We start from the raw sequence: 13,195 nt of genomic DNA on the forward strand, positions 1-13,195 counted from the left end.
AGGGATTTACCTCACTTCCTGGACAGCACGCCGTCGTAGGTGGTGCCGAAGCCCATGCCGTCGGTCCAGTGGTAGGCCAGCCGTCCGCCCTTGCCGGTGAGGGTGAGGTCGCCCGGGACGCACTGGAGGACGTCGTGGACCTTCAGCTCGAACCCGAGGGTCTTCCCACTGGTTCTGGCGAGCGCGAGGGTGCCCGAGCACCCCGAGGTCGGCTCGGTCCACGAGCCCGACTTCTCCCCCTGGGCCAGGACGATCGTCACGTCGTGCTCGCGGAGGGGGAATGGTCCGCTCTCCGTCGGCTTGATGTGCCCGGACCAGGTCCCGGCGAACGCGGCGGGGACTCCGGCGCCTCCTGGACCCGCCGAGGACTCGGGGACCGGCTCCCCGGTGTCGTAGACGTCGCCGGGCAGGTCGTCGTACTCCCCCCGGGGTTCGTCTGAAGGGGAGGCGGTGGCGCCCGCGGGCGTGCCCGTCACGCGGGGGCCGCCCGTCGAGGCGGGGACCGAACCCGGCCCGCCGGCCAGGTACCAGACCGTGACACCCCCGGCGGCCACGAGCGCAACGGCGGCCAGACCGGCGCCGAGCACGGTCCCGGAACGCCGCCGGGACGCCTGGGTGCGCAGGTCCGCGCCGCCCTCACCGGTGCTCTCCCCGGCCTTCGCCCCTCCGGTGGCCTCTCCGGTCACCGCCCCGCCCACCGGCTTCCCGGACGGCGGAGCCTGCCCGCCCGGATCGACGAGGCTCACCATCAGGGAACGGGCGGTGGGCCTGCGCGCCGGGTCCTTGTCCAGGCACGCGCCGATCAGCCCGGCCAGCCTGGCGGGCAGTACGGAAAGGTCGGGCCGGTGGTTGAGGATCCGGTTCAGCACGGCGGGCAGTGTGTCGGCCCCGAACGGCGAACGCCCGCTCGCCGCGCACAGCATGGTGGCCGCCCAGGCGAACACGTCGGAGGCGGGCGAGGCCGGGGAACCGCCGATCTGCTCGGGCGCCATGTAGGCCGGGGTGCCGACGATGCCCGAGGTCATCGTCGCCGCGCCGTCCGCCCTGGCGATGCCGAAGTCCACGACCCGGGGGCCGTCGGGACCGAGCAGCACGTTGGCCGGCTTGAAGTCCCGGTGCACGACCCCGGCCGCGTGGATCGCCGCCAGCGCGGTCGCCGTGCCGACCACGAGCCGCTCCAGCTCACCGCCCCGCAGCGGCCCGCGCTCCCTGATCCGCTGCTGCAGGGACGGCCCGTCGACGAACTCGCTCACCACGTACGGCCGGGGCCCGTCGACCGAGGCGGCCAGCACGCGGGCCGTGCAGAAGGGGGCGACGCTCTCCAGCGCCGACAGCTCCCTGGCCAGTCGCGCGCGGGTCTCGGCGTCGGCGCCGAACAGCAGTTTGACGGCGACCTGCTCCCCGCCGGGCGTCTGCCCCAGGTAGACGACGCCCTGGCCGCCCTCGCCCAGCCTTCCGGTCAGCCGGAAGGCGCCCAGGCTGCGGGGGTCGTCCTGGGACAGGGGGGTGGTGCTCACGGGGCAAGGCTAGCGATGCCCGCCTGATATAGGCATATTTTGAGACATGCGGACGATCGACTGGGTGGACGACGCCATCGAACTCGTGGACCAGACGGCGCTTCCCGACAGATGCGACATGCTCAGGATCGGCACGGTGGACGAGCTCATCGGGGCCATCCGGCGGCTGGCCGTACGGGGGGCGCCCGCGCTGGGGGTCGCCGGGGCGCTCGGGGTGGCGCTCGCCGTACGCGACGAACCCGACCCCGTGGCGGTCGCGGCCAGGCTGCGCGCGGCCAGGCCGACCGCGGTCAACCTCGCCTGGGCCGTCGACGCCGCGCTCGGCCATCTGGACGGCGGGTTCGAGGCGGTCCTCGCCCACGCCCTGCGGATCAGGGACGACGACATCGCGGCCTGCCGCGCGATGGGGGAGCGGGGCGCCGACCTGGTGCGCGAGCTCACCGGGCGTGACCGGGTGCGGATCATGACCGTCTGCAACACCGGAGGCCTGGCCGCGGTCGAGCGCGGCACCGCCCTCGGCGTCGTGCAGACCCTGCACGAGCGGGGACGGCTGGCCGAGGCGCTGGCCATGGAGACCAGGCCGCTGCTGCAGGGCGCCAGGCTGACGGCCTGGGAGCTGGACCGGATGGGCGCGCCGTACCGGCTGATCGCCGACTCGGCGGGACCGTTCCTGCTGGCCAGGGGGTACGCGGACGCGGTGCTCATCGGCGCCGACCGGATCGCCGCGGACGGCGACACGGCGAACAAGATCGGCTCGTACGCCCTGGCCCTGGGCGCCCGCCGGGCGGGCGTGCCGTTCGTCGTCGTCGCCCCGGAGAGCACCGTCGACCCCGCCACCCCGACCGGCGCCGGGATCGAGATCGAGGAACGCGACCAGGACGAGGTGCTCGGCGTGCGCGGGACACGGCTCGCGCCCGCGGGGGCCCGCGCGGCCAACCCGGCCTTCGACGTCACCCCGCACGATCTGGTCACGGCCATCGTCACCGAGCGCAGGGTCATCCGCCCTGACCTGGGAGAACGACCCTGAATGGGTTTGGGGGGCTTTCTATGGGTAGGCGAGGGTGATCGGTCGCCAGAGTCCCGTTTCTTCAGGAGATCAGTTCGTAAACCACGGGATCAGGCGAAGCGTCAACGACTACGCTCCGATTAACCCCCTGTACCCAAACCGTGGAGAACCCTCGTGGCCATCGATCTTGTTACCCGTCGAGAGTGGGGTGCCCGGGAGCCGCGCGGTTCCTACGGCAGGCTCACCTCGACCAAAGGAGTCAAGGTCCACTACACCGGCGGCCAGGTGAGCCCGGGCATCGTCGACGACCACGCCAAGTGCGTCGCGATGGTCAGGTCGATCCAGAACTTCCACATGGACGGCAACGGCTGGATCGACATCGGCTACTCGATGATCGCCTGCCCGCACCGCAAGGTGTTCGAGGGCCGTGGCCCCGGTCACCTGCCCGCGGCCAACGGCGCCGGTCTCAACAGCGCCCACTACGCCGTGCTCGGCCTGGTCGGCAACGCCGGTCTGGTCCAGCCGACCGACGACACCCTGAACGCCATCCTCGACGCCGTCGACTACCTGCGCCTCAAGGGCGGTGCCGGCAGAGAGATCAAGGGCCACCGCGACGGCTACTCGACCGACTGCCCGGGAGACGCGCTGTACGCCTGGGTCAGGAGGGGCGCCCCCCGCCCCGGCGGCGGCCAGACCCCCGGCGAGCCCCAGGAGCCGTCCCCGCCCGCCTTCCCCGGCCGCGTCCTGAAGTACCCGCCCCTCCTGGAGGGGGAGGACGTGCGCACCTGGCAGGCCAAGATGAAGGCCCGAGGCTGGGACATCGACGTCGACGGCCTGTACGGCGAGCGCTCCCGTGAGGTGTGCCGCGCCTTCCAGACGGAGAAGAGCCTGCCGGTCACCGGCGCCGTCGACCGCGCCACCTGGGACGCCACCTGGAAGGCCCCGGTCACCTGATCCGCCCTGGTGGGCATCCGGCCCACCAGAAGGCCCCGCCCTCCCGGCCCCTCCGCCGGGAGGGCGGGGCCTTTCCTCGTGTGACCCCGGGTAATCCCAGGCCGGTGAGGCCGTACGCCTCGGCCGTGAGCGGGAGCCCGCCGTTCGGGACCGGGGGGAGGGAAGGCGGTTTGGCGGGTGGGCTTACTATCCGGTTCATGACGGTGCCGCCTGAGGAACTTCGAACGGCCGACGGTTTCCCGCCGACCACGCGGGAGCGGTGGCGTGAGCTCGCGCTCGGCGTCCTGCGCAAGTCCGGGATCGAGACGGACTCACCGGAGGAGGCGCTGTCCTCCACCACCTACGACGGCGTGACCATCGCGCCGCTCTACGACTCCTCCGACCTGCCCGGCGACCCGGGCCTGCCCGGTGTGGCGCCGTACGTCAGAGGGGCCCGCCCTGTGGGGGGCTGGGACGTCAGGCAGCGCCACGAGGTGGCCGACAGGGAGGCGGTCCTGGCCGATCTGGAGAACGGCGTCACCTCACTGTGGCTCACGCTGGAGCCGGAGGACCTGCCGCGTGTCCTCGGCGAGGAGATCTACCTGGACCTGGTCCCGATCGTCCTGGACGCCGGGGAACGCACCGCGGAGGCGGCCGGGACACTGTTCGCGCTGGCCGAACGGCGCGGCGTCGCCCGGGGCGGCCTGACCGGGAACCTGGGGGCCGACCCGGTCCGCGACCCCGCGACCGCGGCCGAACTGGCCCGGCGCTGCGCGGCCGACTTCCCCGGGCTGCGCGCGGTCGTGGTCGACGGCACGCCGTACCACGACATGGGGGCAGGCGACGCCGAGGAGCTCGGCTGCGCGACGGCGGCGGGGGTGGCGGCCCTGCGGACGCTGACCGGCGCGGGACTGCCGGTCGAGGAGGCGTTCGGCCAGCTGGAGTTCCGCTACGCGGCGACCGCCGACCAGTTCCTCACCATCGCCAAGCTCCGCGCCGCGCGCCGGGTCTGGGCGCGCGTCGCCGAGGTGTGCGGGGCGGTGGAGAACGCGGGGCAGCGCCAGCACGCGGTGACCGGTTCGGCGATGATGACGGCCCGCGACCCCTGGGTGAACATGCTCCGCACCACACTGGCCTGCTTCGCGGCCGGGGCGGGCGGGGCGGACGCGGTGACCGTGCAGCCGTTCGACGCCTGCCTGGGGCTGCCCGACGCCTTCGCCCGCAGGATCGCCCGCAACACCCACGCGCTGCTCGTCGAGGAGGCGGGGACGGCCAGGGTGACGGACCCCGCGGGCGGGTCGTGGTACGTCGAGCGGCTCACCGAGGACCTGGCGGGCAAGGCCTGGGAGTGGTTCCAGGAGATCGAACGCGCCGGGGGCATGGCCGTGGCCGTGGAGTCGGGGCTCGTCTCCGGCCGGATCGCCGCCACCTGGCGTGAGCGCTCCGGCAACATCGCGCACCGCCGCGACCCGATCACCGGGGTGAGCGAGTTCCCCGACCTCGGTGAGCGCCCGCTGAGCAGGCCGCCCAGACCGCGTCCCCGGGCGGGTGTCCGTTACGCCCAGGAGTTCGAGGCGCTGCGCGACCTGGCGGACGCCCAGGAGGTCAGGCCCGCGGTGTTCCTGGCCGTCATCGGCCCGGTCGCCGCGCACACCGCCAGGGCCTCCTTCGCGGCCAACCTGTTCAACGCCGGGGGCGTCGCGGCCCTCACCGCCCCCGTGCCGCCGGGAGGCACGGTCGATCCGGCCGCGATCGCCGCGGCCTTCGCCGCGAGCGGCGCCAGGATCGCCTGCCTGTGCTCAAGCGACCGGCTGTACGGCGAGCACGCCGAGGCCGTGGCCGCCGCGCTGCGCGAGGCCGGGGCGGTGAAGGTGTGGCTGGCGGGCAGGGGGGACCACGTGGGCGTGGACGCCACCGTCCACGCCGGGTGCGACGCGCTCGGCGTGCTCCACACGATCTTCGACGACCTGGAGGTGGCTCGTTGATTCCCGACTTCTCCGGAATCGGGCTGACCGGAGAGCCCGCGGCGCTCCCCGACCGGGAGGGCTGGGCGCGGGCCGTACGGCGGGCGACCGGTCAGAACCCGGACGAGCTGACGTGGCGGACGCCGGAGGGCATCGACGTCAAGCCGCTGTACACGGCCGACGACCTCGACGGGCTCGGCTTCCTGGAGACCTACCCGGGGGCGGTGCCGTACCTGCGCGGGCCGTACCCGACCATGTACGTCAACCAGCCGTGGACCGTCAGGCAGTACGCCGGGTTCTCCACGGCCGAGGAGTCCAACGCCTTCTACCGCCGCAACCTGGCGGCCGGGCAGAAGGGACTGTCGGTCGCCTTCGACCTGGCCACCCACCGGGGCTACGACTCCGACCATCCGAGGGTGGCCGGGGACGTGGGCATGGCGGGGGTCGCCATCGACTCCATCTACGACATGCGGCAGCTGTTCGACGGCATCCCCCTCGACCGGATGAGCGTGTCGATGACCATGAACGGCGCGGTGCTCCCGGTGCTCGCGCTCTACATCGTGGCCGCCGAGGAGCAGGGGGTGGCGCCGGAGCAGCTGGCCGGGACCATCCAGAACGACATCCTCAAGGAGTTCATGGTCCGCAACACCTACATCTATCCGCCCGCTCCGTCGATGCGGATCATCTCCGACATCTTCTCCTACACCAGCGAGCGGATGCCGAAGTTCAACTCCATCTCGATCTCCGGGTACCACATCCAGGAGGCCGGGGCCACGTGCGACCTGGAGCTGGCCTACACCCTGGCCGACGGCGTCGAGTACCTCAGGGCGGGCACCGCGGCCGGGCTCGACGTCGACAGGTTCGCGCCCCGCCTGTCGTTCTTCTGGTGCATCGGCATGAACTTCTTCATGGAGGTCGCCAAGCTCCGCGCCGCCCGGCTGCTGTGGGCACGCCTGGTCTCCGGGTTCGGCGCGGAGAACCCCAGGTCGCTGTCGCTGCGGACCCACTCGCAGACCTCCGGCTGGTCGCTGACCGCCCAGGACGTCTTCAACAACGTGGTGCGCACCTGCGTCGAGGCGATGGCCGCGACCCAGGGGCACACCCAGTCGCTGCACACCAACGCCCTGGACGAGGCGCTGGCGCTGCCGACCGACTTCTCCGCGAGGATCGCCCGCAACACCCAGCTGCTGCTGCAGCAGGAGTCGGGCACCTGCCGGGTGATCGACCCGTGGGGCGGCTCCTACTACGTCGAGCGGCTCACCCACGAGCTGGCGGTCAGGGCCTGGGGGCACATCCAGGAGGTCGAGGCGGCGGGCGGCATGGCCAGGGCGATCGACCAGGGCCTGCCCAAGCTGCGCATCGAGGAGGCCGCGGCCCGGACCCAGGCCCGTATCGACTCCGGGCGCCAGCCGGTGATCGGCGTCAACAAGTACCGGCCCGACGCCGAGGAGCCCATCGAGGTCCTCAAGGTCGACAACAGCGCGGTGCGCGCCCAGCAGCTCGACAAACTCCGCAGGCTGCGCCAGGAGCGCGACCCGGCGCGGGTCGAACGGGCCCTTGAGGCGCTGACCAAGGGCGCGGCCGGGGACGGCAACCTGCTGGCGCTGTCCATCGAGGCGGCGCGGGCCATGGCGACGGTCGGGGAGATCTCCGACGCGCTGGAGAAGGTCTTCGGCAGGCACGCGGGCCAGATCCGCACGATCTCCGGTGTCTACCGGCAGGAGGTGGGTCCGGGAGTGGACGAGGTCCGTACGGCCTGCGCCGAGTTCGAGCGGCTTGAGGGGCGCCGCCCCCGCATCCTGGTCGCCAAGATGGGCCAGGACGGCCACGACCGGGGGCAGAAGGTGATCGCGACGGCCTTCGCCGACCTCGGGTTCGACGTGGACGTCGGCCCGCTGTTCCAGACGCCCGAGGAGGTCGCCCGCCAGGCGGTCGAGGCCGACGTGCACGTGGTCGGGGTCTCCTCGCTGGCCGCCGGGCACCTGACGCTGGTGCCCGCGCTGCGGACGGCGCTGGCCGAGCTGGGCGCGGAGGACGTCATGATCGTGGTCGGCGGGGTGATCCCGCCGGGAGACTTCGAGGCGCTGCGCGCCGCGGGGGCCTCGGCGATCTTCCCGCCCGGGACCGTGATCGCCGGGGCCGCCGGGGAGCTGCTGGCCGAACTGCGTACCCGGCTCGGCCATGTCCAGGACGGTTGAGGACTACGCCCGGGGGGTCAAGGAGGGCTCCCGGGCCTGGATCGCCAGGGCGATCACGCTGGTCGAGTCGAGCAGGCCCGACCACCGGGCCATGGCCCAGCGGCTGCTGGTCGAGCTGGCCCCGCTGGCGGGCAGGGCCCGCCGGGTCGGGGTGACCGGGGTGCCCGGCGTGGGCAAGTCCACCTTCGTCGACACGCTCGGCACCCTCCTGACCGGCAGGGGGCACCGGGTCGCGGTGCTCGCCGTCGATCCGTCGTCGACCAGGACCGGCGGCAGCATCCTGGGCGACAAGACCAGGATGTCCAGACTGGCGGCCGACCCGGCCGCCTTCATCCGCCCGTCCCCGACCTCGGGCACGCTCGGCGGGGTGGCCAAGGCGACCCGTGAGGCGATGGTCGTGGTCGAGGCGGCGGGCTACGACGTCGTACTCGTCGAGACGGTGGGGGTCGGCCAGTCGGAGACCGCGGTCGCCGACATGGTGGACACCTTCCTGCTGCTCGCGCTGGCCAGGACCGGCGACCAGCTCCAGGGCATCAAGAAGGGCGTGCTGGAGCTGGCGGACGTGATCGCGGTCAACAAGGCCGACGGGCCGCACGAACCGGACGCCAGGAGGGCGGCCAGGGAGCTGGCCGGGGCGCTGCGGCTGTTGCGCTCCGAGCGCACGGTGCCCGTGCTGACCTGCAGCGGACTCGAAGGCGCGGGGATGGAGGAGCTGTGGCGTCAGGTCGTGGCGCACCAGGAGGCCATGGAGGTCTCGGGCGAGCTGTCCGCCCGCCGCCGCGCGCAGCAGGTCGGCTGGACCTGGGCGCTGGTGACCGAACGCCTGCTGGCCGGGCTCCGCGGGCATCCGGAGGTGGCCGCGATCGCCCCGGAGGTCGAGCGGCTGGTGCAGACGGGGGAGCTGACGCCGTCCCTGGCCGCCGACCGCATCCTGGACGCCTTCGGGCACCGGCCCGCGTGACCGCGCGAGGTCATGTGATCCCGGTCACGCTGAGCGACCACAGGTGGGAACTGATTTGCGAATTCTGCCCACATTACATGAATCCTTGCTTAAGAAACTGATTCATTACAGTTATGGTAAAACGATTATTTGGCTGCGACCTTGATCGCCCACTGCCAATCATGTGATACTTCGCCCAAAGGGTTGTGAAAGGCGTATTAAAGCCCTTTAGTCATGTGAGCGTGAGAAGGCGCATGGTGAGGCGCGGGAAGGACACAGAGGGGCCGCCGGTCGACCGGCCCTGACTGTTTCCCGTGTGGGACGGGTCACACCGGAGTGGCCGCGGTCCCTGATTGCGTTCGACCGCCCCGGCATCGCCGCGGGCGGCGGTCACGCTGCGTGTGTTCGCGTCAGGCGAGGTGGGAGAGCGTAGCAATGTCGATCGACGCGACCGCGGGAACATTCCGGCGGAGCAGGACCGTCCCCGTTCACCGTGCCCTTCCCGGGCTGATGAGGGACCCGGTGAACGCCCTGGCCGAGATGGGCAGACGGGCGAAGGGCGAGGTCGTCCGGCTTGACCTCGGGCTCTTCCGCCCCTATCTGGTCACCCATCCCGACCACGTCCAGCGGGTGCTGAGAGCCGAGTGGACCGGCTACCGCCGCGACGGCATGTTCTGGCGCCCCCTGCGCCGCATGACCGGTGCCAGCGTCCTGGGCGAGGACGAGCCCTGGGAGTCGAGCAGGAAGGTCCTGCAGCCCCTCTTCACCAGACGCTACATCGCCACGCTCGCCGGGGAGATGGCGAAGGTGATCACCGGCTGTGTCTCCCGCCTCGACGCGTACGTCACGTCGGGACGGCCCGTCGACATCATGGAGGAGATGTCCAGGATCGTGAACAGGGCCGTGATCCGGGTGCTGTTCGGCGACCGGATCACCCCCGAGGAGGGCGAGCTCCTGGCCCCCGCCTACGACACGGCCGCGACCTCGATCAACTTCCGGCTGCTCATGCCGTTCATGCCCTACTCGGTACGGGTCCCCGGCGACCGGGCCTTCATGAGGGCCGTCAAGACGGTGGACGACGTGGTGTTCCCGGTGATCCGCCAGGCGCGGGCCGAACACGGCGACGGCCACGACGTCATCTCCGCGCTCTGCCGGGTCGGCCAGGAGGACGGCGGCGCGCCGCTCGACGACCAGCAGATCCGCGACAACCTCGTCAGCGTCTACGGCGCGGCCTCGGAGTCGACGGCCATGACCCTGACCTGGCTGTGGCCGCTGCTGGAGGCCCACCCGCACGTCGCGGCCAGGCTCCAGGAGGAGATCGACCGGGTCGTCGGCGCCGGCCCCGTGACGCCGGAGCACCTGCCCGAGCTGCGCTACACCGGCATGGTCCTGCAGGAACTGCTGCGCCTGTACCCGGCCGGCTGGATCTTCCCCAGGATGGCCGCCAGGACCGCCGAGCTGGGCGGGACGCGGATCAAGGCGGGCGCCCAGGTGCTGATCAGCCCCTACGCCACCCACCGGCTCGACGAGTTCTGGGAGCGCCCGCTCGACTTCGACCCGGAGCGCTTCGCGCCCGGCGCGCGGGACGGCGCGCACCGCTACTCCTACTTCCCCTTCGGCGGCGGGCCGCACCAGTGCCTGGGCAAGCACCTGTTCCACGTCGAGGCGCCCCTCATCGTGGCCGCCGTGCTGAGCCGCTTCCGCCTCCAGGTCGCGGCGGGGCCGTACACCCCCTTCCCCGCGGCCTCGCTCAGACCCAGGGAGAAAGTGATGATGAACCTTCTCCCGCTCAGGCACGCCCCCGGCGCGGCGGCGTGACCCGCACGGACGCCGCACCCCGGCCCGAGGCCGCGGAGTGCGGGACGATCTGCGCCGTCGCGGGCCGGGCCCAGCGGGACATGCGCGAATGGGCCGAGGCCTACCCCGGCCTGTTCTCCGCCAAGCCGTTCGACGCGGCCCTCTACAGCACCCTGTCGCTGGCCATGGCCTTCAGCGGGCCCTGGTTCACCGCCGAGCAGCTGCGCATGGCCAACAAGGTCTGCCTGTGGGCCTTCGGCCTCGACTGGCTCGTCGACTACGTCGCGACCTCCCCCGAGGAGGTGGAGGGCGTCGTACGGCGCTGCCTGGAGGTGGCAGGCGGCGCGGCGCCGGAGGACGGCGACGACCTCACCCTGATGCTCGCCGGGATCCGCGACGAGCTGGCCGCCTCGCCCGCCCACCCCGTGCTGGGCCCGTTCTGGCGCGCGGAGCTGGGGCGGATGCTGGAGGCGATGCTGCGCGAGGCCCGCTGGAAGGCCGACAAGGTCACCCCCGGGTTCGACGACTACCTCGGCAACGCCGACAACCTCGGTTTCTGCTTCGCCTTCGCCGCCCACTGGCTGTACACCGCGGGCTCGGCCGAGAGCCCCGTCGAAGGTCTCGGTGAGATCCTCGACGAGGTCGTGGAGGCGTCGAGATCGGTGCAGCGGGTGATCCGCCTCATCAACGACCTGGGCACCTACGAGCGCGACGTCGTCTGGGGCGACCTCAACGCCCTGCTGCTCGGGCCGGAGCGCGCCGAGGTCGAACGGCGGGTCGCCGAACTGGCCGCGCGCAGCCGCGAGCTGATCGCCCCGCTGCGGGACAGGGCCCCCGAACTCGCGGGCTACCTGGAGCGGCAGATGGACTTCTGCGCGGGCTTCTACCAGGTCACCGACTACTGGGGTGCGCTGTGACCGTCGAAGACCTGCGGGTGCCCGGTGCCGTACCGCGGGGCCGGAACACGACGCCGGAGCCGGGCGCTCCCCCCGAGGAGAGCCGGGTGGCCGCGGCCGCGGCCGAGCTGGTCGCGAGCCTGACGGCCGAGCCGTGGGGCCAGGTCTCCGTCTCGGTCTACGAGACGGGACGGCTGGTGAGCCTGGCCCCCTGGCTCACGGGCCACGCCGAACGCGTGCGGTTCCTGCTCGCCGCCCAGCGTCCCGACGGCGGCTGGGGCGCCCCCGGCGGCTACGCGCTGGTGCCCACCCTCGCCGCGGTCGAGGCGCTGGCCGCCGAACTCGGGCGTGTCCCCGGCGCCTCGGGGACTCCCTTCGCGGACGAGGCGGCGGTCGGCGGAGCCGTACGGCGTGGCCTGGCCGCGCTGCGCCGCTGGGCCGGTACGGAGCCGGAAGCGGGCCGGGGCGGTGATCCACGCGTCCCCTACGACCTGCGGGAACTGCCGGACATGCCGGCGGTCGAGCTCATCGTGCCCGACCTGCTCGCCCGCCTCAACGGGCACCTGGCGGCGCTGGAGGAGGGGGAGCCGCTGCCGCCTCCCCGGGGCATGAACGGCGGGAAGCTGGCGCTGGTCAGGACCGGGCTGGCCGCGGGTGCCGCGGTCCCGCAGAAGATGCTGCACGCGCTGGAGGTCGCCGCGGAGGCGGCGTCGAAGGCCCCGGGAGTCGTCCCGACGCCCCTCCGCGAGGGGCGGGCCGCCGCGATCGGCGCCTCGCCCGCCGCGGGCGCCGCGTGGCTCGGCGGCCCGGGGGAGGACTCACCCGTGCGCCACTACCTGGAGGCGGTCGTGGACCGCTACGCGGGCCCGGTGCCCTGCGCGGCCCCCGTGACGGTCTTCGAGCGGGGCTGGACGCTGAGCTGGCTGCGGCGCGCGGGCGTCCCGGTGACCGTGCCGGAGGAGCTGACGGCCGGGCTGGCCGCCGCCATCGGCCCCGGCGGCGTCGCCGCGGGCCCGGGGCTGCCGCCGGACGCCGACACCACCTCCGTCGGCCTGTACACGCTGGCGCTGCTGCGCGCGCCCCGGGAGCCCGACGCCCTGTGGGCCTACGAGACCGAGACCCACTTCTGCACCTGGCAGGGGGAGGAGGGGGCGTCGCCGACGGTCAACGCGCACGTGCTGGACGCCTTCGGCGAGTATCTGCGGCTGGCGGGCACCGGCGGGCGGAACGCGCGTTACGCGGCGGCGACGGGCAAGCTGTCGGCCTGGCTGCGCGGGCGCCAGCTACCCGACGGCAGCTGGCTGGACCGCTGGCACGTCTCGCCGTACTACGCGACCGCCTGCTGCGCCCTGGCCCTCGGCGAGTACGGCGGCGCGGAGTCGGCCGACGCGGTGCGCGGCGCCACGCGCTGGCTGCTGGACACCCAGCGTGAGGACGGCTCATGGGGCCGCTGGACGGGAACGGCGGAGGAGACCGCCTACGCCCTGCAGACCCTGCTGCTGACGCCTGCCGCCCTGCCGGCCACGGAAGAGGCCCCAACAGAAGCCACGACAGGGGCCGCAACAGGGGCCGCAACAGGGGCCACAGAGGGGGCCGCGGAGGAGGCCGTCGAGCAGGAGCGCCGCGCGGCGGCCGTCGAGCGCGGGCACCGCAGGCTGCTGACCATGGTGACCGGGTTCGGGGAACCGCTGGACAGACCCGCTCTCTGGCACGACAAAGACCTTTACTACCCGGCGGCGATCGTCAGGGCGGCCGTCCTGGGCGCCCTTCACCTGGCGCGTCGCCACCGTCCGTGACCTGCCGTGGCACACCGGTCACGGCAGGGCGGCCCGGCCGGCGCGTCCCTGACAGCGGACGGTGACCGGAATTCAACGCAGAATATTGATCTGCGAAAAGGACAGAAGCCCACATCTGGTCAATGTTGCCTTGAGTGTAATTGGCTAT

Annotated in this window: 9 protein-coding genes; 8 read left to right on the forward strand and 1 reads right to left on the reverse strand. The window is 72.9% G+C overall.

Annotation, left to right across the window (positions count from 1 at the left end; translation table 11 throughout):
- Nucleotides 1–11: 11 nt before the first annotated feature.
- On the reverse strand, nucleotides 12–1,517 hold the full coding sequence (locus ABT340_RS18670) for a serine/threonine-protein kinase (RefSeq protein WP_352012006.1): 1,506 nt from the start codon (nucleotides 1,515–1,517) through the stop codon (nucleotides 12–14).
- Nucleotides 1,518–1,563: 46 nt separating this feature from the next.
- Between ABT340_RS18670 and mtnA the strand changes: the two genes are divergently transcribed.
- The 8 genes from mtnA (at nucleotide 1,564) to ABT340_RS18710 (ending at nucleotide 13,047) form a co-directional block, all read left to right on the forward strand.
- Nucleotides 1,564–2,544 (forward strand): S-methyl-5-thioribose-1-phosphate isomerase, encoded by a 981-nt coding sequence (mtnA, locus tag ABT340_RS18675; protein WP_352012007.1) that lies wholly within the window; start codon nucleotides 1,564–1,566, stop codon nucleotides 2,542–2,544.
- Between the two features lie 153 nt (nucleotides 2,545–2,697).
- Entirely contained in the window at nucleotides 2,698–3,477 is a 780-nt protein-coding gene (locus ABT340_RS18680; protein ID WP_352012008.1) for a peptidoglycan recognition protein family protein, read from the forward strand.
- A gap of 197 nt (nucleotides 3,478–3,674) precedes the next feature.
- Nucleotides 3,675–5,441 (forward strand): methylmalonyl-CoA mutase family protein, encoded by a 1,767-nt coding sequence (locus tag ABT340_RS18685; RefSeq protein WP_352012009.1) that lies wholly within the window; start codon nucleotides 3,675–3,677, stop codon nucleotides 5,439–5,441.
- Entirely contained in the window at nucleotides 5,438–7,618 is a 2,181-nt protein-coding gene (scpA, locus tag ABT340_RS18690) for a methylmalonyl-CoA mutase (RefSeq protein WP_352012010.1), read from the forward strand. Before ABT340_RS18685 ends, scpA begins: the two co-directional genes overlap by 4 nt.
- Nucleotides 7,602–8,579 carry a methylmalonyl Co-A mutase-associated GTPase MeaB gene (meaB, locus tag ABT340_RS18695; protein ID WP_352012011.1) on the forward strand — a complete coding sequence of 326 codons (978 nt, stop codon included), beginning with the start codon at nucleotides 7,602–7,604 and terminating at the stop codon, nucleotides 8,577–8,579. Before scpA ends, meaB begins: the two co-directional genes overlap by 17 nt.
- Nucleotides 8,580–9,080: 501 nt before the next feature.
- The gene (locus ABT340_RS18700) at nucleotides 9,081–10,376 is read left to right on the forward strand and encodes a cytochrome P450 (protein WP_352012012.1); all 1,296 of its coding nucleotides are present in this window, start codon (nucleotides 9,081–9,083) and stop codon (nucleotides 10,374–10,376) included.
- Nucleotides 10,373–11,272 (forward strand): terpene synthase family protein, encoded by a 900-nt coding sequence (locus ABT340_RS18705; RefSeq protein ID WP_352012013.1) that lies wholly within the window; start codon nucleotides 10,373–10,375, stop codon nucleotides 11,270–11,272. Before ABT340_RS18700 ends, ABT340_RS18705 begins: the two co-directional genes overlap by 4 nt.
- A complete protein-coding gene (locus tag ABT340_RS18710) occupies nucleotides 11,269–13,047 on the forward strand; it encodes a prenyltransferase/squalene oxidase repeat-containing protein (protein WP_352012014.1) in 1,779 nt (592 codons plus the stop codon). The genes ABT340_RS18705 and ABT340_RS18710 overlap by 4 nt, the downstream gene beginning before the upstream one ends.
- Nucleotides 13,048–13,195: the final 148 nt, after the last annotated feature.

This window comes from Streptosporangium sp. NPDC000239, assembly GCF_040300765.1.
Lineage (GTDB): Bacteria > Actinomycetota > Actinomycetes > Streptosporangiales > Streptosporangiaceae > Streptosporangium.

Excerpts from the sequence above, each read along its gene's own strand:
- meaB (WP_352012011.1), top strand. The coding sequence starts at position 7,602 with ATGTCCAGGACGGTTGAGGACTACGCCCGGGGGGTCAAGGAGGGCTCC.
- ABT340_RS18685 (WP_352012009.1), top strand. The coding sequence starts at position 3,675 with ATGACGGTGCCGCCTGAGGAACTTCGAACGGCCGACGGTTTCCCGCCG.
- mtnA (WP_352012007.1), top strand. The coding sequence starts at position 1,564 with ATGCGGACGATCGACTGGGTGGACGACGCCATCGAACTCGTGGACCAG.